Annotated in this window: 30 protein-coding genes and 1 tRNA gene; 9 read left to right on the top strand and 22 right to left on the bottom strand. The window is 66.7% G+C overall.

Annotated elements, in window-relative coordinates:
- Nucleotides 1-150: 150 nt before the first annotated feature.
- The 4 genes from HMPREF3114_RS01245 (at nucleotide 151) to HMPREF3114_RS01230 (ending at nucleotide 4,025) form a co-directional block, all read left to right on the top strand.
- Nucleotides 151-534 (top strand): CopL family metal-binding regulatory protein, encoded by a 384-nt coding sequence (locus HMPREF3114_RS01245; RefSeq protein ID WP_005418474.1) that lies wholly within the window; start codon nucleotides 151-153, stop codon nucleotides 532-534.
- 75 nt (nucleotides 535-609) lie between these two features.
- Nucleotides 610-2,409, top strand: a complete 1,800-nt coding sequence (locus HMPREF3114_RS01240; RefSeq protein WP_053499353.1) for a copper resistance system multicopper oxidase — start codon at nucleotides 610-612, stop codon at nucleotides 2,407-2,409.
- On the top strand, nucleotides 2,406-3,431 hold the full coding sequence (locus HMPREF3114_RS01235; RefSeq protein WP_070488805.1) for a copper resistance protein B: 1,026 nt from the start codon (nucleotides 2,406-2,408) through the stop codon (nucleotides 3,429-3,431). The genes HMPREF3114_RS01240 and HMPREF3114_RS01235 overlap by 4 nt, the downstream gene beginning before the upstream one ends.
- 81 nt (nucleotides 3,432-3,512) lie before the next feature.
- A complete protein-coding gene (locus tag HMPREF3114_RS01230) occupies nucleotides 3,513-4,025 on the top strand; it encodes a GNAT family N-acetyltransferase (protein ID WP_005418491.1) in 513 nt (170 codons plus the stop codon).
- Between the two features lie 77 nt (nucleotides 4,026-4,102).
- Here HMPREF3114_RS01230 and HMPREF3114_RS01225 read toward each other — a convergent pair whose 3' ends face one another.
- The gene (locus HMPREF3114_RS01225; protein WP_053499357.1) at nucleotides 4,103-4,405 is read right to left on the bottom strand and encodes a TFIIB-type zinc ribbon-containing protein; all 303 of its coding nucleotides are present in this window, start codon (nucleotides 4,403-4,405) and stop codon (nucleotides 4,103-4,105) included.
- A 149-nt stretch (nucleotides 4,406-4,554) separates the two neighbouring features.
- Between HMPREF3114_RS01225 and HMPREF3114_RS01220 the strand changes: the two genes are divergently transcribed.
- Nucleotides 4,555-5,322 carry a CPBP family intramembrane glutamic endopeptidase gene (locus HMPREF3114_RS01220; RefSeq protein ID WP_070488802.1) on the top strand — a complete coding sequence of 256 codons (768 nt, stop codon included), beginning with the start codon at nucleotides 4,555-4,557 and terminating at the stop codon, nucleotides 5,320-5,322.
- A 92-nt stretch (nucleotides 5,323-5,414) separates the two neighbouring features.
- A complete protein-coding gene (locus HMPREF3114_RS01215; RefSeq protein WP_005418495.1) occupies nucleotides 5,415-5,837 on the top strand; it encodes a response regulator in 423 nt (140 codons plus the stop codon).
- 76 nt (nucleotides 5,838-5,913) lie between these two features.
- Here the strand turns inward: HMPREF3114_RS01215 and HMPREF3114_RS01210 are convergent, their stop codons facing one another.
- From HMPREF3114_RS01210 to HMPREF3114_RS20835, 3 genes are all read right to left on the bottom strand, one after another.
- On the bottom strand, nucleotides 5,914-6,852 hold the full coding sequence (locus tag HMPREF3114_RS01210; protein ID WP_053499361.1) for an alpha/beta hydrolase: 939 nt from the start codon (nucleotides 6,850-6,852) through the stop codon (nucleotides 5,914-5,916).
- A gap of 82 nt (nucleotides 6,853-6,934) precedes the next feature.
- Complete coding sequence (locus tag HMPREF3114_RS01205; RefSeq protein WP_053499363.1) at nucleotides 6,935-7,783, bottom strand: alpha/beta hydrolase; 849 nt, start codon at nucleotides 7,781-7,783, stop codon at nucleotides 6,935-6,937.
- A 273-nt stretch (nucleotides 7,784-8,056) separates the two neighbouring features.
- Nucleotides 8,057-8,266 carry a hypothetical protein gene (locus HMPREF3114_RS20835; RefSeq protein WP_141750763.1) on the bottom strand — a complete coding sequence of 70 codons (210 nt, stop codon included), beginning with the start codon at nucleotides 8,264-8,266 and terminating at the stop codon, nucleotides 8,057-8,059.
- A 271-nt stretch (nucleotides 8,267-8,537) separates the two neighbouring features.
- On the opposite strand from HMPREF3114_RS20835, the gene HMPREF3114_RS01200 reads away from it, so the two are divergent.
- A complete protein-coding gene (locus HMPREF3114_RS01200; RefSeq protein ID WP_053499365.1) occupies nucleotides 8,538-8,894 on the top strand; it encodes a hypothetical protein in 357 nt (118 codons plus the stop codon).
- A gap of 78 nt (nucleotides 8,895-8,972) precedes the next feature.
- On the top strand, nucleotides 8,973-9,290 hold the full coding sequence (locus HMPREF3114_RS01195; RefSeq protein WP_053499368.1) for a hypothetical protein: 318 nt from the start codon (nucleotides 8,973-8,975) through the stop codon (nucleotides 9,288-9,290).
- Between the two features lie 72 nt (nucleotides 9,291-9,362).
- Here the strand turns inward: HMPREF3114_RS01195 and HMPREF3114_RS01190 are convergent.
- Nucleotides 9,363-9,438, bottom strand: a tRNA-Lys gene (locus HMPREF3114_RS01190).
- A gap of 167 nt (nucleotides 9,439-9,605) precedes the next feature.
- Between HMPREF3114_RS01190 and HMPREF3114_RS01185 the strand changes: the two genes are divergently transcribed.
- On the top strand, nucleotides 9,606-10,601 hold the full coding sequence (locus HMPREF3114_RS01185) for a DUF2268 domain-containing putative Zn-dependent protease (protein WP_053499370.1): 996 nt from the start codon (nucleotides 9,606-9,608) through the stop codon (nucleotides 10,599-10,601).
- Nucleotides 10,602-10,666: 65 nt separating this feature from the next.
- On the opposite strand, the gene queC is transcribed toward HMPREF3114_RS01185, so the two are convergent.
- The 17 genes from queC to HMPREF3114_RS01100 all read right to left on the bottom strand — a co-directional run bounded on the left by queC (nucleotide 10,667) and on the right by HMPREF3114_RS01100 (nucleotide 24,877).
- Entirely contained in the window at nucleotides 10,667-11,332 is a 666-nt protein-coding gene (queC, locus tag HMPREF3114_RS01180) for a 7-cyano-7-deazaguanine synthase QueC (RefSeq protein WP_070488799.1), read from the bottom strand.
- A gap of 78 nt (nucleotides 11,333-11,410) precedes the next feature.
- Nucleotides 11,411-12,112: a 7-carboxy-7-deazaguanine synthase QueE gene (gene queE / locus HMPREF3114_RS01175; RefSeq protein WP_053499375.1), complete on the bottom strand. Its 702-nt coding sequence runs from the start codon at nucleotides 12,110-12,112 to the stop codon at nucleotides 11,411-11,413.
- A 184-nt stretch (nucleotides 12,113-12,296) separates the two neighbouring features.
- Complete coding sequence (gene ybgF / locus HMPREF3114_RS01170) at nucleotides 12,297-13,115, bottom strand: tol-pal system protein YbgF (RefSeq protein ID WP_053499377.1); 819 nt, start codon at nucleotides 13,113-13,115, stop codon at nucleotides 12,297-12,299.
- 3 nt (nucleotides 13,116-13,118) lie between these two features.
- Nucleotides 13,119-13,637, bottom strand: a complete 519-nt coding sequence (gene pal / locus HMPREF3114_RS01165; RefSeq protein ID WP_005418510.1) for a peptidoglycan-associated lipoprotein Pal — start codon at nucleotides 13,635-13,637, stop codon at nucleotides 13,119-13,121.
- A 64-nt stretch (nucleotides 13,638-13,701) separates the two neighbouring features.
- The gene (gene tolB / locus HMPREF3114_RS01160) at nucleotides 13,702-15,021 is read right to left on the bottom strand and encodes a Tol-Pal system beta propeller repeat protein TolB (RefSeq protein ID WP_005418511.1); all 1,320 of its coding nucleotides are present in this window, start codon (nucleotides 15,019-15,021) and stop codon (nucleotides 13,702-13,704) included.
- Nucleotides 15,022-15,304: 283 nt separating this feature from the next.
- Complete coding sequence (gene tolA / locus HMPREF3114_RS01155) at nucleotides 15,305-16,360, bottom strand: cell envelope integrity protein TolA (RefSeq protein ID WP_053499379.1); 1,056 nt, start codon at nucleotides 16,358-16,360, stop codon at nucleotides 15,305-15,307.
- Entirely contained in the window at nucleotides 16,350-16,778 is a 429-nt protein-coding gene (gene tolR / locus HMPREF3114_RS01150; protein ID WP_005410751.1) for a protein TolR, read from the bottom strand. Before tolR ends, tolA begins: the two co-directional genes overlap by 11 nt.
- Before the next feature lie 24 nt (nucleotides 16,779-16,802).
- Nucleotides 16,803-17,582 carry a protein TolQ gene (gene tolQ / locus HMPREF3114_RS01145; RefSeq protein WP_005410752.1) on the bottom strand — a complete coding sequence of 260 codons (780 nt, stop codon included), beginning with the start codon at nucleotides 17,580-17,582 and terminating at the stop codon, nucleotides 16,803-16,805.
- Nucleotides 17,583-17,592: 10 nt separating this feature from the next.
- A complete protein-coding gene (gene ybgC, locus HMPREF3114_RS01140; RefSeq protein WP_005418514.1) occupies nucleotides 17,593-18,024 on the bottom strand; it encodes a tol-pal system-associated acyl-CoA thioesterase in 432 nt (143 codons plus the stop codon).
- Entirely contained in the window at nucleotides 18,014-19,054 is a 1,041-nt protein-coding gene (gene ruvB, locus HMPREF3114_RS01135) for a Holliday junction branch migration DNA helicase RuvB (protein ID WP_005418515.1), read from the bottom strand. Before ruvB ends, ybgC begins: the two co-directional genes overlap by 11 nt.
- A 125-nt stretch (nucleotides 19,055-19,179) precedes the next feature.
- Nucleotides 19,180-21,099, bottom strand: coding sequence for a potassium transporter Kup (locus tag HMPREF3114_RS01130; protein WP_053499382.1), 1,920 nt, complete (start codon nucleotides 21,097-21,099; stop codon nucleotides 19,180-19,182).
- 49 nt (nucleotides 21,100-21,148) lie between these two features.
- The gene (ruvA, locus tag HMPREF3114_RS01125; RefSeq protein WP_005418517.1) at nucleotides 21,149-21,742 is read right to left on the bottom strand and encodes a Holliday junction branch migration protein RuvA; all 594 of its coding nucleotides are present in this window, start codon (nucleotides 21,740-21,742) and stop codon (nucleotides 21,149-21,151) included.
- Between the two features lie 13 nt (nucleotides 21,743-21,755).
- Nucleotides 21,756-22,277 carry a crossover junction endodeoxyribonuclease RuvC gene (gene ruvC / locus HMPREF3114_RS01120; RefSeq protein WP_005418518.1) on the bottom strand — a complete coding sequence of 174 codons (522 nt, stop codon included), beginning with the start codon at nucleotides 22,275-22,277 and terminating at the stop codon, nucleotides 21,756-21,758.
- Between the two features lie 105 nt (nucleotides 22,278-22,382).
- The gene (locus HMPREF3114_RS01115; RefSeq protein ID WP_005418519.1) at nucleotides 22,383-23,114 is read right to left on the bottom strand and encodes a YebC/PmpR family DNA-binding transcriptional regulator; all 732 of its coding nucleotides are present in this window, start codon (nucleotides 23,112-23,114) and stop codon (nucleotides 22,383-22,385) included.
- A gap of 175 nt (nucleotides 23,115-23,289) precedes the next feature.
- A complete protein-coding gene (locus HMPREF3114_RS01110) occupies nucleotides 23,290-23,922 on the bottom strand; it encodes an esterase/lipase family protein (protein ID WP_032954421.1) in 633 nt (210 codons plus the stop codon).
- A gap of 75 nt (nucleotides 23,923-23,997) precedes the next feature.
- Nucleotides 23,998-24,519 carry a GNAT family N-acetyltransferase gene (locus HMPREF3114_RS01105; protein WP_005418521.1) on the bottom strand — a complete coding sequence of 174 codons (522 nt, stop codon included), beginning with the start codon at nucleotides 24,517-24,519 and terminating at the stop codon, nucleotides 23,998-24,000.
- A gap of 31 nt (nucleotides 24,520-24,550) precedes the next feature.
- Nucleotides 24,551-24,877: a hypothetical protein gene (locus HMPREF3114_RS01100; protein ID WP_053499384.1), complete on the bottom strand. Its 327-nt coding sequence runs from the start codon at nucleotides 24,875-24,877 to the stop codon at nucleotides 24,551-24,553.
- Nucleotides 24,878-24,889 lie beyond the last annotated feature (12 nt).

Raw genomic sequence — 24,889 nt, 5'->3', positions numbered from 1 at the left:
GGCGCCCCTGTAGAGCCGAGCCCACGCTCGGCTGCCTCTGCGCGAACAGCAGCCGAGCGTGGGCTCGGCTCTACGCTGGTGCAGGTCCAATCTTGAACCGGCCATTCAGCCGGAAGTGCATCCGCGTCCGCTTGCGGCTAGATTAGCGTCATGTCCCTGGCCTCAACCCTGCTCCGCGTCGTGCTCATGCTCAGCCTGTTGCTCAACGGGCTGAACGCGGCCCTGGCCCGTGGTCACGAAGAAATGGGGCGGATGGCCCACGCCGCAGCCGCGGCTGTTGATGGCGGCACTGCCGACTGCCACCACCACGCGGGCATGCAGGCCGACCCGGCCCCGCAGGCCAAGGCCCCGGCCCACGACGCCCACTGCCAGATCAAGGACTGCGTGCGCAGCTGCGCCCAGCACCCGCTGCTGGTGGTGCAGCCGTTGCCGTTCATGGCCGGACCGGCGCTGTCGCTGGCCCCGCAGCCGATGCCGGCCACCGGCCGGCCGGCGCCGCCGCTGCCGCCGATCTCACGCCCTCCCATCGGCTGATTCCACACGCACCGTGCGCCCTGCGCACCGCAGCCGGCCGCCTGCCGGCGTCTTTACGTGTCTGGAGTCACCACCATGAATACCCGCATTCCCCCCGGTCCGGGCGCTGTGCCCATGCCGTCGCGCCGCCTGTTCGTGCAGGGCCTGGCCGCCGGTGGCGTGGTTGCCGGCATCGCCGCTGTCGGCGTGCCGCAGCGCGCGCTCGCCGCCGCCACGGCCGCCCCACGCCTGGCCGGCGCCCCCGCCGTGCTCAGCGACCCCCGCATCGAACTGGCCATCGGCGAATCGCTGGCCAACTTCACTGGCCGCACCCGTCCGGCGATCACCGTCAATGGATCGCTGCCGGCACCGATCCTGCGCTGGCGCGAAGGCCAGACCGTGGACCTGTTCGTGCGCAACACTCTGGAACGCCACCCGACCTCGATCCATTGGCACGGCATCCTGCTGCCTGCGAACATGGACGGTGTGCCGGGACTGAGCTTCAATGGCATCGGCCCCGGTGAGACCTACCACTACCACTTCGAACTGAAGCAGTCGGGTACCTACTGGTACCACAGCCACTCGATGTTCCAGGAACAGGCCGGCCTTTACGGAGCGCTGATCATCGACCCGGCCGAGCCGGCGCCCTACCACCACGACCGCGAGCACGTAATCCTGCTGTCCGACTGGACCGACATGGACCCCGGCGCGCTGTTCCGGCGCATGAAGAAGCTCGCCGAGCATGACAACTACTACAAGCGCACCCTGCCCGACTTCCTGCGTGACGTGAAGCGCGACGGTTGGTCGGCCGCGTTGTCCGACCGTGGCATGTGGGGGCGGATGCGGATGACGCCCACCGACATCTCCGACATCAATGCCCACACCTACACCTACCTGATGAATGGCACCGCGCCGGCCGGCAACTGGACCGGGCTGTTCCGCAACGGCGAGAAAGTGCTGCTGCGCTTCATCAACGGCGCCTCGATGACCTACTTCGACGTGCGCATTCCCGGCCTGAAAATGACCGTGGTCGCCGCCGACGGCCAGTACATCCATCCGGTCAGCATCGACGAGTTCCGCATCGCGCCGGCCGAAACCTACGACGTGCTGGTGGAACCGACCGGGCAGGATGCGTTCACCATCTTCTGCCAGGACATGGGCCGTACCGGCTTTGCCGCCGGAACGCTGGCAGTCCGCCATGGCCTGCAGGCACCGATTCCCGCGCGCGACCCACGCCCGTTGCTGACGATGAGCGACATGGGGCACGACATGGGCAGTGGTGGCCATGGTGGCCATGACATGGCCGCGATGAAGGGCATGGAAGGCGGCTGCGGCGCCAGCATGGGCCACGACGGCGATACCGCCAGCAGGGCACCGAAGCACCCGGCCAGTGAGCGCAACAACCCGCTGGTGGACATGCAGAGCTCGGCCACCGAACCGAAGCTGGACGATCCCGGCATCGGCCTGCGCGACAACGGTCGCCAGGTACTCACCTACGGCGCGATGCGCAGCCTGTTCGAGGACCCCGATGGCCGCGAGCCGAGCCGCGAGATCGAGCTGCACCTGACCGGCCACATGGAGAAGTTCTCCTGGTCATTCGATGGCATTCCGTTCGCCAGCGCCGAGCCGCTGCGACTGAACTACGGCGAGCGCATGCGCATCGTATTGGTCAACGACACCATGATGCAGCACCCGATCCACCTGCACGGCGTGTGGAGTGATCTGGAGAACGCGCAGGGCGAATTCCAGCTGCGCAAGCACACCATCGACATGCCACCCGGCACCCGCCGCAGTTACCGCGTGCGTGCCGATGCGCTCGGTCGCTGGGCCTACCACTGCCATCTGCTGTACCACATGGAAGCGGGCATGATGCGCGAAGTGAGGATCGAAGAATGAGCCGCTCACTGCTTTCCCCCGGCCTGCTGGCCCTGGGCCTGGCCACCGCATTGCCGGTGTTCGCGCAGTCGCATGCCGGGCATGACATGGGCACGATGGACCCGCCGCCGAAGACCGCGAAGACCCCGGCCGAACCGGTCGATCATTCGAAGATGGATCATTCGAAGATGAACATGGGTGCGGCGGGTCAGGCCGGCGTGGACCACTCCACGATGGACCACTCGAAGATGGACCATGGCGCGATGCAGCCAGCGGCGATGGACCATTCCACGATGGATCACGCCGCCATGGGTCACGGCACGCCCGCACCGATCGAACCGCGCGAGCCGATCCCGGTTCCCACCGATGCCGACCGCGCTGCCGCCTTCCCTCCGATCGCGCATGGTGCGATGGAGCATGCACCACAGATCAACAGCCTGCTGCTGATCGATCGCCTCGAACACTGGGACGGCAAGAACAGCACCGGCCAGGCCTGGGAGGCCACCGGCTGGATCGGTGGCAACATCAACCGCCTGTGGTTGCGCACCGATGGCGAACGCAGCCGCGGCAGCACGGAATCGTCGTCACTGGAAGCACTGTATGGTCGCAGCGTATCGCCGTGGTGGGACGTGCTGATCGGCGTGCGCCAGGACTTCCGGCCGGCCGACTCGCGCACCTGGGCGGCCATCGGCATCCAGGGCCTGGCGCCGTACAAGTTCGAAAGCTCGGCGACGCTGTACATGGGTTCCGGTGGCCAGGTGCTGGCCAAGGCCGAGGTCGAGTACGACGTGCTGCTGACCAACCGCCTGATCCTGCAGCCGCTGCTGGAAGCCACCGTCGCAGCCAAGGATGAGCCGGAGTACGGCATTGGTCGCGGACTGAACAAGGTCGAAGCCGGGCTGCGCCTGCGTTATGAGTTCAGCCGCCGTTTCGCGCCATACATCGGCATCAGCCACGAGCGCACGTTTGGCGACACCGCCGATCATGCTGGCGACCACGCACGCGACACGCGCTGGGTGGCGGGCGTGCGCATGTGGTTCTGAGCAGCGGTTCGTGAGCATTGGCCAGCCCCGGCAGCCGCCGGGGCCGGCTACACTGCGCCACGTTCCAATGCAGGCTCCGCCATGTCGCTGCAGATCCGCCGCGCCACCCTTGCCGATGTCGACGCCCTGTCGGCCATCGCGATTGCCACCTACAACGAAACCTGGGGCGACTCGTATCCGGCGCAGGAGCTGCAGGATTTCCTGCAGGCGCACTACAGCAGCGAACCGCAGCGCGCCGAACTGTCCGACCCGCGCAGCGCGATCTGGCTGCTGGTGGACGGCGACAACGTGGTCGGCTACCTGGCTGCTGGTGCCAACACCCTGCCGCATGCCGAGGCCCGCGAAGGCGACATCGAACTGAAGCGGTTCTACATCCTGGCCGCACACCAGAACGGCGGCCATGGTGCACGCCTGATGGACGCGTTCATGGCCTGGCTGGACCAACCGCACCGCCGCACCCTGTGGGTGGGCGTCTGGGAGGAGAACTTCGGCGCGCAGCGCTTCTACGCGCGTTATGGCTGCAGCAAGGTCGGCGAGTACGACTTCATCGTCGGGGATACGCGCGACCGCGAGTTCATCCTGCGGCGGACGTGATCACGCGCTCCATGTAGAGTCGAGCTTGCTCGACTATAGGCGGCAACATCCAGTCGAGCATGGCTCGACGCTACAAACTAGAAATCGAACAACTCAGACAGGAAGCTGTCTTTTTTCTTTTTCTTGTATCCGTGGCCCCGGTTGTCCTCGTAGCGCTGGCCCAAGTGGCGGGTATCACGATGCATCACCGGCGGCGGCGTGGTCGCCGGCTGCGCCTGCACAGGTGCCGGCGGCGGCAGCGCAGCGCCGGCGCGTTCGATGATCTTGTCCAGCTCGCCACGGTCCAGCCACACGCCACGGCAGCCGGGGCAGTAATCGATCTCGATGCCATGGCGCTCGGCCATCTGCAGGGTCTGGGTCTTGCACACGGGGCACAGCATGGGCATGGCTCCTGAAGGTCTGGCAACGACTCTACCTGCCCACCGATGACTGTGCGGCAACACATGACCGATGGCACACAGACTTCCGGCGCGTGCCAGCGTCCCGGCCGCCTTCCACACTGCACGCTGGTTCCGCAGGGAGTGCGTGCATGACCGTCCTGTCCCGCCTGCCCGACGCCGCGCGCCTGCTGCTGGTGCTGCTCGGCGTCGGCGTTGGCCTGAATCTGCGCGATGTCGCTGCGGCCGCAGGCGCGCCGATTCCCGCCTTGCCTATGCCCTACGGCGGCAGCCTGCTGGACAACGCACTGGCCGTCCTGCTGGCGCTGCTCCTGGCCGCACTGCTGCGCCCGCGTGGGGTGGGCCTGATGGCCAGCCTGGGGCTGCACGGGAACGGCTGGCGCGGCCCGTTTTGGGTGCTGCTGGCCAGCCTGCCCTGCTGGCTGGGCCTGGCGGTGCTGGGCACGCCCAACACCGCACTGACCGCACTCGATGCGACGATGCTCGCCGTGCTGTTCCCACTGGCCGAGGAAGTGCTGTTCCGTGGCCTCGGCTTCGTGCTGCTGGTGAAGCTCATGCGTGGCCCATGGTCCCTGCTTGCGCTGCCGCAGGCGCTGCTGTTCGGTTGGGTGCACTGGCTGGGCTTCGGCGGCTTCGACGGCGGCGGCACTGCCCTGTTCGTCGGCGCGGTCATCGCACTGGGCGGCTTCATCTTCGCTTGGCTTGACCATCTGGACGGCGACGCCCTGTGGTGCGGCCTGGTGCTGCATGTATCGATGAACATGGCGTGGAACGTGTTCAACCTCGACGACGCCGTCGCGCTGGGCTGGCAGGCCACCAGCCTGCGTATCGGCGCCGCGCTGCTGGCGGTGGCGGTGCTGGCCTGGCAGGTACGCCAGCGACGCCCGCGCCTGCTGTAACGCTCACTTAGCCTGCCGTGCACGCCGGGATCACCCCCGGCTTGCGCATACTTGCGCGCCTTTTCATTGCTGCTTTCCGGAGCTGTAGCGCCATGTTGCTGTCCAAGCGCCACGTTGAACCCCGCGTCCTGCTGATCGAGGACGCAGAGGAAACCCGCGAGCTGAGCCGTCTTGCGCTGGAAAGCCAGGCCTGCCACGTGGTGGGCGTGAGCTCTGCCGAAGCAGCATTGGGCCTGCTGGCCGCAGGTGAGCGTTTCGACCTGCTGTTCACCGACGTCAACCTGGGCCCGATCAGCGGCATTGAAGCTGCCAACCGGGTCCGCGGCCTGTATCCCCAGCTGCCGATCCTGGTGACTTCGGGCATGGACCAGCACCAGGTGCTGCCGCAGCTGCGCGACGGCATTCATTTCCTGCCCAAGCCCTACAACATGAGCGAGCTGCTCGACGCCATCCGCCTGTGCTTCCGGCACGCCGATGTGGGCGTACTGATCGGGCCGGACGCGCAGGCAGCGTGAGGCGTTGATCCACACATGGCGTGGATCTACCGGGTTCTTGCAGTAGATCGACGCCATGCGTGGATGGCGCCCACCTTCAACCGCTGCTGTACGGTCCGGTACCCGGGAACACCTTCAGCAGCGCGCGGGTGATCATGTCCGGATACACGGTGAAGTGGTCCTCGTCGTCGATCACCATGTTCTCCACCTTCAACGAATGCCCGCTGGCGCGCAGCTGCTCGGCGAACTCGGCGTTGTGGCGCAGCATGTCGTTGCGGGTGAAATAGCGCGGCTCCGGCTTCACCGTTTCGAAGCTGCCAATCGACAGGACCACCGTGGTCGGCTGCGTGGGCGCCTTGGCCTCGGCCTGCATGCGCGGCACCCGATGGTTGTCGAACCACAGCGACGGGCTTGACAGGATGTAGCTGTGGAACATGTCCGGGCGCGTGGTCAGCACGTAGGCGCCAAACAGGCCGCCATAGGAATGACCGGCATAGGCGCGCCGCGACGGATCGGTGCGGTAGCGTGCATCGATCAGCGGCAGTACGCGCTCGGCGAGGAAATCGCGGTAATGTGCCGCGCCGCCGTAGCTGACGTCGTCGCTGTAGTCACGCGGATCGGTGCGCATCGGATCGCTGGGCGTGTAATCGCGCGAGCGGCTCTGCTTGGACGTCAAGCCTTCCTGCGGCGGCAGCCCGACCAGGATGAAATCCTCGATGTTGACGCCCTTCTGCCCCACCATGTTGCGCACGCTGCGCACCAGCGGGAAGCTGTACAGCGCGTCGGTCACATACAGCACCGGGTAGCGTTTCTCCGGATGCGCAGCGTAGTCAGCCGGCAGCGCTACCCAGATCGGGTAATCGCGGCCCACCGGATCGTGCACGCGCAGCGCTTCGGTATCCGGCAGCACCACACCCGACACAGCGGCGGCCGGGCTCTCCTTCGCTTCACTCTGCGCTGCCGGCGGCGCCACCGACATCGCACAGCCACTCACGGCCAGGCAGGCCGCCACACTCCATCCACGCACACGCTGCATCCACACGCTCCCATTGCGGGCGGCGCACCGGATGGCGCCGCTGCCGCATCCTTGCATGGTGCGCAATCCACTGCCAGTGCGGTCAGGGCGAGGCCGGCGGCGCCGGGAACAGTGTGCGCATCGCCTGCAATGCGGCCGGATGATAGATCGTAGCGTGGGTTTCTTCCGGCAACGGCAGGTACTTCACCAGCGGCGACGGCGAAGCCTGCTGCAGCAACTCGGCCAGTCGTGCAGTGGATGCGGCCAGCTCCAGCTGCCCACTGCTGGCCAGGAATACGCGCGGCTGCGCACGCGTCACCGCCGGCAGCTGTTTGGCTGCGCCGGCCAGCATTGCGCCACGGTTCCACCACAGGCTGGGGTCCAGCGCGATGTAGCTGTTGAACAACGTTGGCTCCTGCAGCAGCGTCTCGACCACGAACAGGCCGGCCAGCGATTCACCGATCAGCGCGCGCTCGTCGGTGGTCGGGTAGCGATGGCGTACCTGCGGCATCAGTTCGTCGCGCAGGAAGCTGCGATAGGCCGCCGATCCACCAATGCGTGGCGCGATCTTCTGGTCCTGCGGATCGCTGCTCGGGCCGGTCATGTCACGACGGCGCTCGGTGTTCTCGATGCCGACCAGCAGGAACGGGCGCATGCTGCCGTTGCCGCTCAGCACCTGCACCAGCCCGGCCACATGCAGGAAGTCCTCGCCGATGCCGCCATCGGCCATGTACAGCACCGGCAGCGGCACCTTCGGATCCAGGCCCCACGGCTGCGGGCGGTAGACATTGATGCGGCGGGTTTCGCCCAGCGCCTTCGACTCGATGGTGAAGGTTTCGCCGATGACCAGCGGGGTGGCGGCCGCTGGTTGTGCGGACGAGGCCGGTTCGGCAGCCATCAACGGCGCGACGGAGACAGCGGACAACAACAGCGACAGCACGATGAGGCGCATGGGAAAACCCACCCTGGGAAAGATGCCGAGCATAGCGTCAGGCCGCAGGCATTGGCTGCTTCGGCGCGCTCAACATGCCTGCCAGATGCGTAGTTCCACGCCATGCTTGGATGGATCACTGTAGAGCCAAGCCCACGCTCGGCTAGGCCTTGGTGCAAACCGCAGCCGAGCATGGCTCGGCTCTACAACACCTCACCCAGGCGCGGACGTTAGCCCCATGGTCGTCGCAAATGCACCGATATTTGAGGACATGACTCGCGGGTCGTGCCACCACTACAGGCGATAATCACGCCAACTATCCACGTGATACATCACGGCATAGTCGCCGCCGCCAGCAGATTCCGACATTTTCCAACGCGATAGGCTGGGCGCAAGCATGAACACGTCGCGTGCTGTCGCTTGCTGCACCAGATGCGCCTGCGCCACCATCGTCGCGTGCCTGGTTTCCGCATTTCTCTTCGGAGAATCCTCATTGAAATCCAAGCGCGTGCGTAAACACCATGCAGCGCCACCGACAACGGGTGGCGGCGGGCCTGCAAGCCCGCAATGACATTCACGCTGTTGTTTGCGCTCACCCGCCGACACTGTCCTTGGACCGTGCCGGCGGGTGATCCGTCGGCCTTCATGGTGGGCGGTGCGTGGGGGCCTTCGGGCCCGCCGGTTACTGCGTGATGTCATTCCGGCTTGCAGCCACGCATCGCCCGCCACCCGCCCTGCGCGGTGGCATTCCCACCCCAGCGCCGAGGAAGCCGACATGACCCAGCGTCCGCCCTATGCTTCAGATACCGCCAGCACCCACGATGACGACGACAACCCTTCACCCGAACTGAGCACGTTTCTGGGCTGCCTCAAACGCATCCGCGCGGGCGAAGGCGCCGATGGCCTCCCCTGGCCTGAAGCCCGCATTTCCGCAGGGCGCGGGGTTGCCCTGTCGCGGGTGGAACGGGCCGCCATCGGCATGCTGACCGTGGCGGAAATGCTGCACGCCGCCGACCGCTGCCGGGCAATGGCCACGCCGGACCGGCATCTGGATGCCAGCGTGGTTGAAGGGCTGTTCTTTGCCGTCCGCGGGCTGGCGGAACTGGTGTGCCGGGATGTGCGGCCGGAGTAGATGCCGCGGTGCCACGAACTGGACCATACTGGGGCCGGACCGACCCCGAGTCCCATCGAAGCCTGCAAGGAGGTTTGCATGTTGAATCTCGTGATCGTTGCCGCACTGGCTGCTGGCCCCGTTGCATCCGTACCGTACGCCGATTGCCTGCTCAGCAACATTCAGCCTGGCCTGTCCGATCGCGCTGTGCAACTTGTGCAGCAGGCCTGCGCCGCGAAGCATCCCGACAGTTTCCTTGCCTCACTGGAACTGGAGCGCACCTACAGCGTCCAACGACAGGCGCGGTTCGGTGCGGATCGTGCCGCGGCCGAGCGGGCCGCCAATGCAGCGGCCTCTGCCGCACAGGCAGCGGCGGAGCGCGAGACGGCGCGAGCGCAGGGTGCCAAGACCAAGTAGGGGTTGGCACAAGCAACAAAAAAGGCACCGCTTGGCGGTGCCTTTTTGAATGACCTGGATCATTGATGCAATTGGTGGGCCGTGAAGGATTCGAACCTTCGACCAAAAGATTAAAAGTCTTCTGCTCTACCGACTGAGCTAACGGCCCGGTGCATTGCCCCGGCCTTTCGGCGGGGTGGGCATTCTACCCTATTTTGGCCGGTCGCGTGGAACCCCGGTGTGTCGGGGTTGCCGGCCAGCGGCCGGCACTACCAGCGGGATTAAACCTTTGGCGCCACTGGCGCATCCCATCTGGGGTCCTTTCTGGAGCCATGGATGCGTCTGATCGTCAGCCTGCTTGCCGCCCTGCTGCCCTACACAGCATTGGCTTCGCCGCCCCAGGTCGTCACCGACGACATCGCCCGCTTCTGGGCCACCTATGACGCGGTGCGCGCCGAACCCGATGCCGAGCGCCGGGTGGCGCTGGTCCAGCAGCGCTACATCGATCCGGGCAGCCCGGGACTGCATGCGCTGATGCAGGTGCGCAACTACACCGCCCGCGAATACGCCGAGGCCATGAACGCGTGGCCGCGCTTCTGGACATCGGTGCGGCCGCTCACCGCCAACGCACAGCAGGCCAGTGCCACGCTGGAGCGCGATCTTGTCGCCTTCCGTGCGCTCTACCCTGCCCTGCGCCCGGCCACCATCACCTATGCGGTGGGCGTGCTGCGCACCGGTGGCACCACGCTGGATGACAAGGTACTGATCGGCGCGGAGATGGCGCTGGGCGATGAGCGCGTGGACGTGAGCGAGCTGCCGGCGAAGATGCGCGACCGCCTGCGGATCTTCTACGACAGCCGGCCGGGCGCGAACAACGCGCAGAACAACCTGCATGAGTACGTGCACACCCAGCAGCGCGAGACCACCGGCAGTCTTGCCCAGTACGTGGTGCGCGAGGGTGTGGCCGAGTACGTGGCCGAGCGGCTGAGCGGGCGTCGGCCGGCGTTGCCGCTGTATGCCTACGGGCCCGCGCACGAAGCGGAGATCCGCACGCGGTTCATTGCCGAGATGAGCGGGGACAACCTCGACAACTGGCTCTACAACAGCGCCCGCAATCCGTTCGGGGTGAGTGATCTGGGGTACTACGCCGGGTATCGCATAGCGCAGGAGTACATGCGGCGGCAGGCCGATGAGAAGGCGGGGATCGCGCGGATGATCGAGCTGGATTACGCCGATCCGGAGGCGGTGCGGGCCTTCATCGAGGCATCGGGGTGGTTGCCTGATGAGGCTGCCGGCCAGCGGCCGGCACTACCAGACTGCAGCCGCCGGTAGCGGCGGAACAGGGAGTGCGAACCAACGATTCGCACCCACCACGGGGGGACATCGCCCCCATTACCTCAAGCGTACAGCGTGGGGTCGGGCACGCCGGCCTCGGCAAAGCCCTGCGCGCGCAGGCGGCAGGCATCGCAATGACCGCAGGCGGCGCCGTTGGCGTCGGCGTTGTAGCAGGACACCGTCAGGCCGAAGTCCACGCCCAGGCGCACGCCTTCGCTGACGATCTGGCCCTTGCTGAGGAACTGCAGCGGCGCGTGCCCCTTGATGCCCGCGCCCTCCACACCCGACTTGGTGGCGAGGTTGGCCAGCGCCTGGAACGCGGCCACGAACTCGGGGCGGCAGTCCGGGTAGCCGGAGTAGTCGACGGCGTTGACGCCGCAGAAGATGTCGTTGGCGCCGAGCACTTCGGCCCAGCCCAGGGCCAGCGACAGCATGATGGTATTGCGCGCCGGCACGTAGGTGACCGGAATGCCGGCACCGCCCGCCTCCGGTACGTCGATGTCATCGGTCAGCGCCGAGCCGCCGATGCTGCGCAGGTCGACGTCGACCACCTTGTGCGCGACCACGCCCTGGGCCTTGGCGACGCGCGCCGCTGCATCCAGTTCGGAGGTATGGCGCTGGCCATAGCGCACGCTCAAGGCATGCACGGCGAAGCCCTGTTCCTGGGCCATGGCGATGACGGCGGCTGAATCCATGCCGCCGGAGAGAAGCACGACTGCCTTCTTCATGGGAAAAACATCCGGTTGGGAGGGGAAAGCCAGCACGCTGTCCCGCGCCGGAGGTACATCAGGGAACGCCATGCCGGCTCATCGGCCCGGCTCGTCGTTCCACAGGATTTTATGCAACTGCATCTGGAAGCGCACCGGCAACCGGTCTTCAACGATCCAGTCGGCCAGCTGCCGCGCGCTGATCTCGCTCTTGCTCGGCGAGAAGAACACCGTGCAGCGCTTCACCAGGCCGTGCTCGGCGACCATGGCCTTGGCCCAGTCGTAGTCCTCGCGGTTGCAGATGACAAACTTGATCTGGTCGCGGACGGTCAGCAGCGGCAGGTTTTCCAGGCGATTGCGGACGGCTTCGGCCGAGCCCGGCGTCTTGATGTCGACCACGCGCGACACGCGCGGGTCCACTGCACTGACATCCAGCGCGCCGGAGGTTTCCAGCGAGACATCCATGCCCGCATCGCACAGCTTCTGCAGCAGCACCAGGCAGCGCTTCTGCGCCAGCGGCTCGCCGCCGGTCACGCAGACGTGGCGGACGCCCTGGGCCAGCACCTCGGCCACGATGTCGTCGATGTCCCACCAGGTGCCGCCGTGGAAGGCATAGGCGGTGTCGCAGTACTGGCAGCGCAGCGGGCAGCCGGTCAGGCGCACGAACACGGTCGGCCAGCCGGCGGTATCGGCCTCGCCTTGCAGCGAGGTGAAGATCTCGGTGATCTTCAGGCGCGGCAGCGGCGACTGCACGATGTCGCTGGGGGTGGCGACGGCGTTTGACGGGGTAACGGCGGTCATGGCGGGTACTTCTTGGTGGGACACGTGGCGGGTGGGCTACCGTGGCCGGTAACGAAAGCAGCCGAGCATGGCTCGGCTCTACAACAGCAACCGGACGGCTTTGCTGGTCCGGAAACGAAAGCAGCCGAGCGTGGGCTCGGCTCTACAGGGCACCTATTGTACGCCCGCCCAGCGGATCAGCGGATCAGCGGATCTGCCTGCCCAGGCGGATGGACTGCAGACGGTCCTGCGCGGTGCGCGCGGCGTCCGAGCCGGGGTACTGCGCCACGACGGTCTCCAGCGTCTGCTGGGCCTGGTCGACCTTTCCCTCGCCGTACTGCGAGAGGCCGATCTTGAGCAGGCCGCCCGCGGCCTTGTCGTGGGTCGGATAGCGCGAGAGCAGCTCTCGGAACTGGGTCTCGGCCATCGGGAAATTGCGGGTGGCGTAGTAGCTCTCGCCCAGCCAGTACAGCGCGTTCGGCGCGTACACGCCGTTCGGGTACAACTCCAGGAAGCTCAGGAACAGCTGCGCCGAATCGTCGTACCTGCCGGCCTTCAACGCATCGAAGGCAACGTTGTAGGAGGTGCGCTCATCGCCGGTGGCGGCAAGGCTGCCAGCATCACCATGGACCGAAGGCGGCCGCTCGGAAGTGGCCGCCGCTGCGGGTTTTGCCGGGGCCGGTGCGGCCTTCGGCGCGCTCGCCGGAACGGGCGGCAGGGCCGGGGCGGCGTTGCCCCCTTCCAACCGGTTCAGGCGGCTGTCCAGATCCAGGTACTGATCCTGGGCGGACTGCTTGAGCTGGGCGTTGTCATGCTGCAACTGCTCGATCGAGGCCTGCAGGCTGGTGACCTGCTGCCGCAGCTGATTGATCTGGTTCAACAGGTCCTGGTTGGCACTGTTGTTGTACATCTGCTGCTCGAGCGCGCCGACACGGTCAGCCAGGCTCTGTCGCTGTGCGTGCGCCGGTGCGGCAGCCACAAGGGCTGCCGCAACGACCAGCATCAGTTTGATGCCAATGCGCATGGATTACTGCGCGGTGTAGACGATTTCGACGCGACGGTTCTGCGACCAGCACGACTCGTTCGACTCGGTGCAGACCGGACGCTCTTCACCGTAGGACACGACGGTCAGCTGCGAAGCCGAACCACCGTTGGCCTGCAGGGCCGAGCTGACGCCGTTGCCACGACGCTCACCCAGGGCCTGGTTGTACGCGCGCGAACCGCGCTCGTCGGTGTGGCCCTGCAGGGTGATGCGCGAGGACGGACGGTCACGCAGGTACTTGGCGTGGCACGCCATGATGGCCTGGAATTCCGGCTTCACGTCTTCCTTGTCCAGGTCGAAGTAGACAACGCGCTGGCGCAGGCAGGCGTCGGTGTCCAGGTCGCCCGGGCCGTACAGGCCGGAGGTCGACGGACCGGTCGGGGTGGTGGTCGAGGTGCCGGTGTCGACCGGGGCTGCCGGCTCTTCCTTCACCTTCTTCGAGCAACCGGCCAGGACGGCCACAGACAGCAGGGAAACAAGCAGAACGCGGGTGGACTTGTTCATGGCGATACCTTTGTGGCTCCTAAGCCGATGAGGGGTTCAAGACAACGAAAATATTAACACTCTTTTAGCGCTGGGTACGGTATGGGGACCATGCCGGTTCGCGCACATCACCGTCGGCCAGGACCAGGCGCTGGCGAACCCGCGCATCGGCCGAAACGGCATACAACACACCACGGCCACCTTCGCGGGCGGCGTACAGCACCATGCTTGCGTTGGGCGCAAAGCTCGGAGATTCATCCAGCGAACCCGGGGACAGCGTGCTCCAGCGGGGCGACCCCAGCGAGCTGTCCATCATCGCGATCTTGTAGCTGTTGCCCGAGCCCTGGGCGACGGCGATCTTCTTGCCATCGTAGGACACCGAGGGCTTGGCATTGTAGTTGCCCTGGAAGGTGACGCGCTCGGCGCTGCCGCCACCGGCACCGACCTTGTAGACCTGCGGACGGCCGCCGCGATCGGAGGTGAAGTACACCGCGCTGCCGTCCGGTGCCCAGGTCGGCTCGGTATCAATGGCGAAGTGGTTGGTCAGCTGGGTCAGCTGCTTGCTGCCCAGGTCCATCACGTAGATTTCCGGGTTACCGGAGCGCGACAGGGTCAGGGCCAGCTTGCGGCCATCCGGCGAGAACGCCGGGGCGCTGTTGATGCCGCGGAAGCTGGTGACCAGCTCGCGCGCTCCAGTGCCGATGTTCTGGATGTAGATGGCCGAATTGCCACGCTCGAAGCTGACGTAGGCCAGCTTGCTGCCATCCGGACTCCACGACGGCGACAGCAGCGGCTCGGCCGAGCGCACGATGGTCTGCGGGTTGAAGCCATCGGAATCGGCCACCATCAGCGCGTAGCGCATGGCGTCGCCCTTGCCACTGGCGGTCACGTAGGCGATGCGGGTCCAGAAGGCGCCGCGCACACCGGTGATCTTTTCGTAGATGGCGTCGGCCATCTGGTGGGCAACGTCGCGCATGGCGTTGCCACGGGCGGTCATCGCCAGGCCCAGCAGGCGCTCGCCCTTGGGCACGTCGAACAGTTCGTACTCGACGCGGTAGGCACCCGCACCGGCATCAAGCACGCGGCCGACCACGATGTAGTTCTGCTTCAGCGCGCGCCAGGTCGCGAACTGAATATCCCCCCCCCGCACGGGCTTCTCGACGATCTGCGCTTCCGGCAGCGTGCGGAACTGGCCCGAACGCTCCAGATCGGCACGGACCACGCCGGCGACGTCGGTCTGCGGAGCGGCCGACGAACCCTGATAGGGCATCGGCACGATGGTGATCGGCAGCGCGGAGGCATTGCCGCCGATGATGTCGATATCCAGCCCCTTCTGCTGCGCGACGGCAGCAAAGGGCAGCAACAGGGCCGCAAACACGGCAAGCCAGCGAGGCATCTTTTTCATGGAGCGCTCAATAAGGGGAAACCGGAACGAGGGATAACAAAGCGGGAGTGAACCGCTTCGCAATCATGAACCAAGGGTACGTGAATTCCGGGTCAGTTCCAGCCCGTCTTCTCACGCACCGTTAACGTCGTGGCTAACATCGCACCGTCTGCCCTGGTCACGCCGCCCCGGAGGACGGTGTTCGACAGCAGCCCACAGCCTGCCCGGTCGAAACCGAGCACACCAGAGGCAAGCGCGACAACGGTGGGCGCGGTTGGCCCGAGAGCCTCCCTGGCCGGCTGCCTCAGCGATCCTGGGCAGTAAAAGTGAAGTTGAGCGTGCGTGCGAACACCGACTCGAAGCCACGGTACGGCAGGGGCTGCGCGTTGAGCACGGCGGCCTCGATCGAACGCTTGCCGGCCTCGTCGTACGGGCAGTTCGGGCTGACCTTGGCCTGCATCACCGTGCCACCCGGAATCTGGGTGATGGTGATCTGGCAGCGCTGGCCCAGCGGCACCGTGTCCGGCCGCACCCACTGCGACAGCACCTTGGCCTGGATCGCCGCGGCGTACTTGGCCGAAAGATCATCGCTGTTGCCACCACCACCGGCAGCCGGCTGGGACGCTCCGCTGGAACCGGCTGCGGCACTGCCGGCGGCATTGCGCGCAGCAGCCACCTGGCGCAGCTTCTGCTCGGCCAGCTTGGCTTCCTTCTCGGCCTGCTCACGACGGGCACGGATCTCGGCGATCTTCTTCTGCTTCTCGGCCTCGGCCTTGTCCGCGGCCTGACGCGCCTGATCGGCCAGCTTCTTCTTCGCGTCTTCTTCCTGCTGCTTGGCCAGGCGCAGCTTCTGCTCGGCCTCTTCCTGGCGCTTGCGTTCGGTCAGGTCGATCTGCTCCTGGCGGCGCTTGGCTTCCTGCTCCTGCCTGGCCTTCTCCTGCGAGATGGCCAGCGCACTTACCGCTTCCTGGTCCTTGGTATCCGGCTGCGCGACGCGCTCCTGCGCCTGTTGCTGCTGCGGCGTGGGGGCGTCCTGTGGGCGCGGCTCGGGAATCGGCTGCGGCGGCGGAACGGTGTCTTCCGGCACCGGGATCGGCTCGGCCACCGGCGGCGGCAGGTCCTCCAGCTTTTCGGACTGGCGCAGGGCCTGGCGGGCGGCGGACGCCTCGGACGCGGACAGCGCCAGGCTGGCCTCCACCGACGGATCACCGGCGGCGGCGTCGGTGTTGCGCTCGGGCGACCAGAACCAGGCCACGATGAAGACCAGCGCGACCAGCAGGTGCACCAGCAACGCCAGCGCCAAGGGCAGGCCCCAGCCGGGTTCGCGCTGCTGTGGAGGTGGCAGGGCGTCAGCGTGCATCGGTGGCCAGGCCTACCTTGTCTACCTTGGCGCGCTTGATCACATCCATCGCGGCGATGACCTTTTCATAGGCCACGGCGCGGTCGGCGGCGACGATCACGCGCACGCCCTTGTCCTGGGCGGCGATGCCTGCCAGGCGGCCTTCCAGTTCCTCGGCCGACACGGCGGTCGGTTCCTTGGCATCGGGCAGCTTCAGGCTGAGCTGGCCGTCCTGGCGCACCGAGACGATCACCGGGTCCTGCTTGCTTTCCAGCGCCTTGGCGTTGGATTGCGGCAGGTCGACGTCGAAGCTCAGGGTGAGCAGCGGCGCGGTGACCATGAAGATGATCAGCAGCACCAGCATGACGTCGATGTAGGGAACGACGTTGATTTCCGATTTCAGCTTGCGGCGCTTGCGGCGACCGATGGCAGCGGACATGGCTTGGACTCCCGGGTCAGGCGCTTACTCGTCGCCAGCGCTCTGGCGCTGCAGGATGGAGCTGAACTCTTCGGCAAAGGTCTCGAACCGCACCGACATGCGCTCCACGCGGGTGGTGAAGCGGTTGTAGGCCCACACCGCCGGGATCGCCACGAACAGGCCGATGGCGGTGGCGAACAGGGCTTCGGAGATGCCTGGCGCGACGGCGGCGATACCGGCCTGCGCACCGCTGCTGATCATGTCGTGCATGGTCACCATGATGCCGAACACGGTACCGACCAGGCCCACGTACGGGGCAGTCGAACCGATGTTGGCCAGCAGTTCCAGGTTGCGCTCAAGCTGGTCCACTTCGCGGGTGTAGGTGGTGCGCATGGCGCGCTGCGCGCCTTCCAGCTGCGCACGGCCATCCAGGCGGCGCTTGTCGCGCAGGCGGGTGTACTCACGGAAACCGGCTTCGAAGATGGCTTCCAGGCCGGTCACGCTGCGGCTGCGGTCGGTGGCGGCGCTGTACAGCTTGCCCAGGTCGGCGCCGGACCAGAAGCGGTTCTCGAACTCGTCGGCTTCGCGGGTGGCCTGCTTGAACACGCGGGCCTTGCGGAAAATGATCACCCAGCTGACGAACGAGCCGACCAGCAGCAGCAGCACGATGATCTTCACCGGCAGGCTGGCCTTGGCCATCAGTTCGAGGTAGTTGATGCCGCCGCCGGTGGTGGCCTGGGCAAGGGTCTGTGTCGCGGCGTTGCTGACGTCGGCCGGCAGTGCCTCGGTGACCGTGGCCTGCAGGGCCAGGAGCGTTGCGATCATCCGTTGTTCCTCAGTGTTCGGATTCGGGGTGGAGGTGGGGTTGCAGCATGGCAAGGACGGCCTCGTCCATGCCACGCGGGCGGAAACTGGCCGCTTCCAGTGCGGCGATGCGGACCTGGGCCGACAGCAGCAGCTCGCCGTCGCGCAGGATCTGCTGGTCGAAGACCATGCTGGCCTTCTTCAGCTGGACCAGGCGGGCGCTCACCTGCAGGGTGTCATCCAGCCGTGCCGGCCTGATGAAATCCATCTGCATCGAACGCACTGCGAAGACCATCCCGTGCTCGGCGCGCATGCGCTCCTGGCCGTAGCCGAGCGCACGCATCCATTCGGTCCGGGCCCGTTCCATGAAGGCCACGTAGCGGGCGTGGTAGACCACGCCGCCTGCGTCGGTATCTTCCCAGTAAATGCGTGTCGGCCAACTGAATAGTGGCTCAACCGACATCGGGAACCTCCGCGAACAGGTCCTGCGGCGGGTTCTTCGGCTTCAGGCCCATGTGCCGGTAGGCCTTGTGGGTGGCCATGCGGCCGCGCGCGGTGCGCACCAGGAAGCCCTGCTGGATCAGGTACGGCTCGACCACGTCTTCCAGCGTGCCGCGCTCCTCGGACAGCGCCGCGGCCAGCGACTCGATCCCGACCGGGCCGCCATCGAAGTAGTCGACCAGGGTCTTGAGCAGGCGCCGGTCGAGCTCGTCGAAGCCTTCCGGATCAACCTTGAGCATCTTCATCGCGGCCTGCGCCACGGCCTCGTCGATGTGGCCGCCCGCCTTCACCTGCGCATAGTCGCGCACGCGGCGCAGCAGGCGGTTGGCGATACGCGGGGTGCCGCGCGCGCGGCGCGCGATCTCGCCGGCGCCATCGGCGGTGCAGTCGATGCCGAGGATGGTGGCCGAGCGGCGCACGATCCGGGTCAGCTCTTCGACGCTGTAGAACTCCAGCCGCTGGACGATGCCGAAGCGGTCGCGCAGCGGCGCGGTCAGCAGGCCGGCGCGGGTGGTGGCACCGATCAGGGTGAACGGCGGCAGGTCGATCTTGATCGAACGGGCCGCGGGGCCCTCACCGATCATGATGTCGATCTGGAAGTCTTCCATCGCCGGGTACAGCACTTCCTCGACCACCGGCGACAGGCGGTGGATCTCGTCCACGAACAGCACGTCGTGCGGCTGCAGGTTGGTCAGCAGTGCGGCGAGGTCGCCGGCCTTCTCGATCACCGGGCCGGAGGTCACCCGCAGGGCCACGCCCAGTTCGTTGGCGATGACGTGGCTGAGCGTGGTCTTGCCCAGGCCGGGCGGCCCGAAGATCAGCACGTGGTCGAGCGCGTCGCCACGCCCCTTGGCCGCTTCGATGTAGATCTCCATCTGCTCGCGCACCGGGGCCTGGCCGAGATAGTCGGCCAGGCGCTTGGGGCGGATGCTGGCGTCGGCGGCGTCATCCTCGCGGGTGGCGCCGGCGCCGATGATGCGGTCGTCGGTCATGCCGTGATTATGCGGTAAATAGTTGCATTCCGGGGCCGGAAGCACGGTAGTGCCGGCCGCTGGCCGGCAACCCATGAACACCGGTGGTGCGGCGGATGCCGGCCAGCGGCCGGCACTACCAGACCTCAGATCTCGACCTGGGCCCCGAGTTCGACCAAACGGTTGCCGGGAATGCGGAAGAAGCCCGTGGCCGGCGCGGCGTTCCGGTGCATCAGCGCGAACAGCTTGTCGCGCCAGATCGGCATGCCGCGGTTGGCGGTGGCCACGATGGTTTCGCGGCTGGCGAAGAAGGTGGTGTCCATCGGGTCGAAGTAGATGCCACCGTGGTCGCACGAGCGCATCAGCGCCAGTGGCACGTCCGGGGTCTCCATGAAGCCGAAGCGCACGTAGACGCGGTAGAACTCGTCGCCCACCGATTCGATCTTCAGCCGCTGCCCTTCCATCGCATACGGGATCGGCAGGGTCTCCACGTGCAGGAACACGTTGCGCTCGTGCAGCACCTTGTTGTGCTTGAGGTTGTGCATCAGCGCATGCGGGGCCACGGTCGGGTCGGCGGTGAGGAACACTGCAGTGCCCGGCACGCGCACCGGCGGTGCCAGCATCAGCCCAGGCAGGAAGGTATCGAGGCGGATGCCGTCCTTGCGGATCTCATCGCGCAGCAGCTCGCGGCCACGGCGCCAGGTCCGCATCATGGTGAACAGGAAGATGCCCAGCACCACCGGGAACCAGGCGCCCTGCAGCAGCTTGGCACCGTTGGCGATGACGAAGCCGAGGTCGATGATGAAGAACACCACGCACAGCGGCAGCAGCCAGGCGCGCGCCTTCGGCCACAGCGACCGGGCCACCAGGGCCAGCAGCAGGGTGTCGATCAGCATGGTGGCCGACACCGAGATGCCGTAGGCCACCGCCAGGTTGGACGAGCTGCGGAAGGCCAGCACCAGGCCGATCACCATCACCGCGATGCCCCAGTTGATGCCTGGGATGTAGATCTGGCCGATGGTGTCGTGCGAGGTGTGCTTGATGCGCATGCGCGGGATGTAACCCAGCTGCATCGCCTGGCGCGAGACCGAGAACGCACCGGTGATGACCGACTGCGAGGCAATCACCGCCGCCATGGTGGCCAGGATGATCATCGGGTACAGCGCCCACGGCGGCACCGCCTCGAAGAACGGGTTTTTCAGCGCCTCGGGGTGGTTGAGCACCAGTGCACCCTGCCCCAGGTAGTTCAGCACCAGGCACGGCAGCACGAAGAAGTACCAGGCGTGCCGGATCGGCCTGGCCCCGAAGTGGCCCATGTCGGCGTAAAGCGCCTCGCCACCGGTCACCGCCAGCACCACTGCGCCGAGGATGAAGATCCCATGCCAGCTGTGCTCCATGAAGAAGCGGATCGCCCACCACGGGTTGAATGCCTTGAGCACTTCCGGCGCATCGACGATGTTGTAGATGCCGATCGCCGCCAGCGAGATGAACCAGACCGAGGTGATGGGGCCGAAGGCCTTGCCGATCTTCTCGGTACCGAAGCGCTGCGCCGCAAACACCATCAACAGCACCACCACCGTGATCGGCACGATGAAGGCATGCAGGCCCGGCGCGGCCACCTCCAGGCCCTCCACCGCACCCAGCACCGATATCGCCGGGGTGATCACGCCGTCGCCGAAGAACAGCGAGGCACCGAAAATGCCGAGGATGCCGACCACGTAGGCCGAGCGCGAGCCGTTGCGCAGCGTGCGCTGGGTCAACGCCATCAGCGCCATGATGCCGCCCTCGCCGTCGTTGTCGGCGCGCATGATGATGGTCACGTACTTCAGCGTGACCACGATGTTCAGCGCCCAGAACGCCAGCGACAGCACACCCAGCACGGTGTCGTGGTCGCTGTTGAGCCCGTAGTGTGGCGAGAACGCCTCCTTCAGCGTGTACAGCGGGCTGGTACCGATATCGCCGAACACCACGCCGATCGCACCGATGATCAGCGCCATGCCTCCTGCTGGAGGGGCGTGACCGTGGCTGCCGGGGGCAGCTGCGTGCGGGGTTTGACTGCTGGACATGGGACTCCTGGCGACGCTCAGGCGGTTCGTTGAAGGAAAGGGACGCGGCTCAGCGCAGCGCCGACTGCAGCGCCTTGCGGATCACGGTGGCCACTTCGTCGCCTTCATTGAAGGCGTCGCGGGCCATGCGTGCCGCTTCGGCCGGCTTGTAGCCCAACTGCTGCAGGGCCACGGTGGCATCGGACAGCGGGTCGGCCGGGGCCGGGCCGCTGCCGGTGGGCAGCGCGCCGCCGGCACCGAACTGGGCGGCACGGTCACGCAGTTCCAGCACCATGCGCTCGGCAGTCTTCTTGCCGATGCCGGGAATGCGGGTCAGCGCGGTGATGTCACCGGCCTGGACCATGCGCGCGAACTCCTCGACGGAAACGCCGGACAGCACCGCCAGCGCGATCTTCGCGCCAATGCCACTGACCTTCTGCACGTCGCGGAACAGGCGCCGCTCCCCCTCGCGCAGGAAGCCGTACAGCGAAACGCTGTCTTCCTTCTGCGCGTAGTGGGTGTACAGCGTGACCTCGCGGCCGAGCTCGGGCAGGTCGTAGAAGGTGCTCATCGGCGCCTCCAGTTCGTAGCCCACCCCGTTCACGTCCACCACCAGCCACGGCGGCGCCTTGTAGGCGACGATGCCGCGCAGTCGACCGATCATTGCGTGCAGCTCCTCATTTGCGGCCCCACGCCTGGCGGGCACTGAGCCCCAGGCGGTTGGCCGTTGCCCGTACGTGGGCATGGGTGATCGCCACCGCCAACGCGTCGGCCGCGTCGGCCTGCAGCTTGGTTTTCAGGTTGAGCATGAGCCCGACCATGTGTTGAACCTGTTGCTTTTCGGCGCCACCACGGCCAACCACGGCGAGCTTGATCTCGCTGGCGGCGTATTCGTGCACCGGCAGGTCGCGCAGCACCACGGCCGAGATCGCCGCGCCCCGGGCCTGGCCCAGCTTCAGCGCCGAATCGGGATTACGGGCCATGAACACCTTTTCAATGGCCACTTCCTGCGGCTGGTACTCGCGGCACAGGTCGGCCAGGCCCAGCACCAGCAGCTTCATGCGCTGCGGGAAGTCGTCGGCGCCCAGCAGCACCAGTGGCTGGTGGTGCACGTAGGTGACGCGGCCGGCGGCATCGACATCGATGATGCCGACCCCGGTCCGCTGCGAACCGGGGTCGATGCCGAGGATGCGGGTCATGCTGCACTCCTGGCGGGGCGGAACGGGATGCGCTGGCAGGCGTAGGGGCTCATGACTGTCCGCGGTGACCGTTCAACGGCCCGCGCCCAGGCCGTCGAAGACGGCTCAGGCGTAGGCGTCGGCGCCGAGTTCGGCGTTGGAATACACGTCCTGCACGTCGTCCAGGTCTTCGAGCATGTCCAACAGCTTCTTGACCTGCAGGGCGACGTCGCCTTCAACCTTGATGTCGTTGTCCGCGCGGAAGGTGATCTCGGCGTGGTCGGCGACATGGCCGGCGGCGGCCATCGCATCCTTCACCGCGTTGAACGCGTCAGGGCTGGTGACCACATCGATCGAGCCGTCATCGGGGTAGACCACGATGTCATCGGCACCGGCCTCAATGGCCGCTTCGGTGATGGCTTCCTCGTCGGCCCCTGCGGCGAAGCTGAGCACGCCCAGGCGCTTGAACATGAAGGCCACCGAGCCCTCGGTGCCCATGTTGCCACCGCACTTGCTGAACGCATGGCGGACGTCGGCCACAGTGCGCACGCGATTGTCGGTCAGGCAGTCGACGATCACGGCCACGCCACCCGGGGCGTAGCCCTCGTAGCGGACTTCCTCGTAGTCGACGCCTTCCAGCTCACCGGTCGCCTTCTTGATGGCACGCTCGATCACGTCCTTGGACATGTTCACGGCCAGGCCCTTGTCCACGGCCACGCGCAGGCGCGGATTGTTGTTGGGGTCGCCTCCACCGCCGCGCGCGGCAACGCCGATCTCGCGGATGATCTTGGTGAAAATCTTGCCGCGCTTCGCGTCGGACGCGTTCTTGCGGGCTTCGATGGAGGGGCCTCTACCCATGGGTGCTACCGTCTGGCTGCTTCAGGATCAAGGCGCGGATTCTACCTGATCGGGCGCTGCAACCGTGTCTAGGCCCGTATTGTTGTAGAGCCGAGCCCATGCTCGGCTCAATGGGCCCGACGGAATGCAGCCGAGCATGGGCTCGGCTCTACAGGGCGGCCTGCCTCCCCGGCCCCTATGCTGCCGCCGCGTCGCGGCTGTGGTCGAACTTGCCATGGCGCAGGAAATGCGCGGTCTGCCGCGCGGCGTCGGGCGACACCACCAGGCCGCTGTGGCTGGTGCGGACCACGCAATGGTCGGCCAGGCCCGGCAGCCGGGTCTCGGCCAGTGCCACGGTGCCATCGGAGGCATCGTCGATGGCACCCAGCAGGCTGCCCAGCCCGTGCGGCACCGAGCCGGCAATCAGGCCAACCTCGGCCCTGCCCTGCCAGTCCGGCAGGCCATCGAGCAGCAGCTCGCTGCTGCGTCCCAGCGCCAGGCCCCAGCCGTGCTCGGACAACGAGCGTGCGGTGCCACTGCCGCGCAGCGGTGAACCCAGGCAGACCACCCGCTGCACCGGCAGCTGCGGATTGCGCCGCAGCGCTTCCAGCGCCAGCAACCCGCCCAGGCTGTGGCCGACCAGCGACAACGGCCCGGCGTCGGCCAACCGTTCCAGCAGCTGGGGCACCGCCACGTCGGGACCACCGAACACCGAGGAGTAACCGAACGCATGCACCTGGAAACCACGCGCGCGCAGGCGCCAGGCCAGCGGCCCGACCCAGGCGCGGGCATTCCAGATGCCATGCAGCAGCAATACGGGGGGAGTCATGCAAACAGCCTGGCGGTCAGCGGGGCAGGAACGTGAGGTGATTGAACACGCGCGCGCAGCAAGCGGCGGTGAACGTCAGGCCGCGCGCGGTGCGCGGCGCAGGATGAATTCAAGATCGTTGGTATCGCCGACCGGGAACAGGTACTCGCCGGCCTTCTCGAAACCATAGCGGGCGTAGAAGCGTTGCGCGCCGAAGTTCTCCGACCACACGCCCAGCCACAGCGTGCGCGGGCCTTCGCGCTCCAGCCAGGCCAGCGCGGTTTCCAGCAGGCGGCTACCCCAGCCGCAGCTCTGCTGCGTCTTGATCAGGTACAGGCGCTTGAGTTCGCCGTCACCGGGTTTCACATCCGGATGCGGCAGGCCACAGGGGCCGGCGGCGGCATGGCCGACCGCCTCCCCATCCAGTTCCAGCAGCCACACCGCGTAATCGGGATGGGCCAGGATCACGCGCTGGCGCTCGAGCGTGTAGGCCTCCTCCAGGAAGGCCTGCAGGTCCTGCGGCGGGTACAGATGGCCGAAGGTTTCGGTGAACGTGCGGGCGGCCAGCGCCGACAGGGTCGGCGCATCGTCCACAGTGGCGCGGCGGATCGAATACATGCAGGAAGTTGACGCCAGGGCGAAGCGGGGGTCAAGCCTTTTCAGGCGACTCCGCTTCTTCTTCCTCGTCCTCTTCCTCTTCCTCGTACTCTTCTTCGTCCTCGTCGTCTTCTTCCTCGCCTTCCTCGTCCTCGTCGTACTCTTCCTCTTCGTCGTCCTCGTAATCCTCGACGCCGAAGTCTTCACCGTCCCAACGGCCTTCGCCGTCGGCGACGAAGGTCAGGGCCATTGCCGCCGGGTTGGTACCGACGCGGACCAGCCAACCACCGAACACACGTGCACGCTCGGTGACCAGGTTGGCCTCGGAGCCTTCATTGCCCAGCTTTTCCCACTCCAGCGAAAACGCAAACTCGGTCATTGCCTGGATCTC

It is taken from the genome of Stenotrophomonas sp. HMSC10F07 (genome assembly GCF_001807895.1).
In the GTDB taxonomy this organism is placed as follows: Bacteria; Pseudomonadota; Gammaproteobacteria; order Xanthomonadales; family Xanthomonadaceae; genus Stenotrophomonas; species Stenotrophomonas sepilia.
This window is presented reverse-complemented; position numbering and strand designations above follow the sequence as displayed.

What these genes read in the sequence shown, in the direction of transcription:
- HMPREF3114_RS01245 (WP_005418474.1), top strand. Translation starts at nt 151, where the DNA reads ATGTCCCTGGCCTCAACCCTGCTCCGCGTCGTGCTCATGCTCAGCCTG.
- HMPREF3114_RS01240 (WP_053499353.1), top strand. Translation starts at nt 610, where the DNA reads ATGAATACCCGCATTCCCCCCGGTCCGGGCGCTGTGCCCATGCCGTCG.
- HMPREF3114_RS01235 (WP_070488805.1), top strand. Translation starts at nt 2,406, where the DNA reads ATGAGCCGCTCACTGCTTTCCCCCGGCCTGCTGGCCCTGGGCCTGGCC.
- HMPREF3114_RS01230 (WP_005418491.1), top strand. Translation starts at nt 3,513, where the DNA reads ATGTCGCTGCAGATCCGCCGCGCCACCCTTGCCGATGTCGACGCCCTG.
- HMPREF3114_RS01225 (WP_053499357.1), bottom strand. Translation starts at nt 4,405, where the DNA reads ATGCTGTGCCCCGTGTGCAAGACCCAGACCCTGCAGATGGCCGAGCGC.
- HMPREF3114_RS01220 (WP_070488802.1), top strand. Translation starts at nt 4,555, where the DNA reads ATGACCGTCCTGTCCCGCCTGCCCGACGCCGCGCGCCTGCTGCTGGTG.
- HMPREF3114_RS01215 (WP_005418495.1), top strand. Translation starts at nt 5,415, where the DNA reads ATGTTGCTGTCCAAGCGCCACGTTGAACCCCGCGTCCTGCTGATCGAG.
- HMPREF3114_RS01210 (WP_053499361.1), bottom strand. Translation starts at nt 6,852, where the DNA reads ATGCAGCGTGTGCGTGGATGGAGTGTGGCGGCCTGCCTGGCCGTGAGT.
- HMPREF3114_RS01205 (WP_053499363.1), bottom strand. Translation starts at nt 7,783, where the DNA reads ATGCGCCTCATCGTGCTGTCGCTGTTGTTGTCCGCTGTCTCCGTCGCG.
- HMPREF3114_RS01200 (WP_053499365.1), top strand. Translation starts at nt 8,538, where the DNA reads ATGACCCAGCGTCCGCCCTATGCTTCAGATACCGCCAGCACCCACGAT.
- HMPREF3114_RS01195 (WP_053499368.1), top strand. Translation starts at nt 8,973, where the DNA reads ATGTTGAATCTCGTGATCGTTGCCGCACTGGCTGCTGGCCCCGTTGCA.
- HMPREF3114_RS01185 (WP_053499370.1), top strand. Translation starts at nt 9,606, where the DNA reads ATGCGTCTGATCGTCAGCCTGCTTGCCGCCCTGCTGCCCTACACAGCA.
- queC (WP_070488799.1), bottom strand. Translation starts at nt 11,332, where the DNA reads ATGAAGAAGGCAGTCGTGCTTCTCTCCGGCGGCATGGATTCAGCCGCC.
- queE (WP_053499375.1), bottom strand. Translation starts at nt 12,112, where the DNA reads ATGACCGCCGTTACCCCGTCAAACGCCGTCGCCACCCCCAGCGACATC.
- ybgF (WP_053499377.1), bottom strand. Translation starts at nt 13,115, where the DNA reads ATGCGCATTGGCATCAAACTGATGCTGGTCGTTGCGGCAGCCCTTGTG.
- pal (WP_005418510.1), bottom strand. Translation starts at nt 13,637, where the DNA reads ATGAACAAGTCCACCCGCGTTCTGCTTGTTTCCCTGCTGTCTGTGGCC.
- tolB (WP_005418511.1), bottom strand. Translation starts at nt 15,021, where the DNA reads ATGAAAAAGATGCCTCGCTGGCTTGCCGTGTTTGCGGCCCTGTTGCTG.
- tolA (WP_053499379.1), bottom strand. Translation starts at nt 16,360, where the DNA reads ATGCACGCTGACGCCCTGCCACCTCCACAGCAGCGCGAACCCGGCTGG.
- tolR (WP_005410751.1), bottom strand. Translation starts at nt 16,778, where the DNA reads ATGTCCGCTGCCATCGGTCGCCGCAAGCGCCGCAAGCTGAAATCGGAA.
- tolQ (WP_005410752.1), bottom strand. Translation starts at nt 17,582, where the DNA reads ATGATCGCAACGCTCCTGGCCCTGCAGGCCACGGTCACCGAGGCACTG.
- ybgC (WP_005418514.1), bottom strand. Translation starts at nt 18,024, where the DNA reads ATGTCGGTTGAGCCACTATTCAGTTGGCCGACACGCATTTACTGGGAA.
- ruvB (WP_005418515.1), bottom strand. Translation starts at nt 19,054, where the DNA reads ATGACCGACGACCGCATCATCGGCGCCGGCGCCACCCGCGAGGATGAC.
- HMPREF3114_RS01130 (WP_053499382.1), bottom strand. Translation starts at nt 21,099, where the DNA reads ATGTCCAGCAGTCAAACCCCGCACGCAGCTGCCCCCGGCAGCCACGGT.
- ruvA (WP_005418517.1), bottom strand. Translation starts at nt 21,742, where the DNA reads ATGATCGGTCGACTGCGCGGCATCGTCGCCTACAAGGCGCCGCCGTGG.
- ruvC (WP_005418518.1), bottom strand. Translation starts at nt 22,277, where the DNA reads ATGACCCGCATCCTCGGCATCGACCCCGGTTCGCAGCGGACCGGGGTC.
- HMPREF3114_RS01115 (WP_005418519.1), bottom strand. Translation starts at nt 23,114, where the DNA reads ATGGGTAGAGGCCCCTCCATCGAAGCCCGCAAGAACGCGTCCGACGCG.
- HMPREF3114_RS01110 (WP_032954421.1), bottom strand. Translation starts at nt 23,922, where the DNA reads ATGACTCCCCCCGTATTGCTGCTGCATGGCATCTGGAATGCCCGCGCC.
- HMPREF3114_RS01105 (WP_005418521.1), bottom strand. Translation starts at nt 24,519, where the DNA reads ATGTATTCGATCCGCCGCGCCACTGTGGACGATGCGCCGACCCTGTCG.
- HMPREF3114_RS01100 (WP_053499384.1), bottom strand. Translation starts at nt 24,877, where the DNA reads ATGACCGAGTTTGCGTTTTCGCTGGAGTGGGAAAAGCTGGGCAATGAA.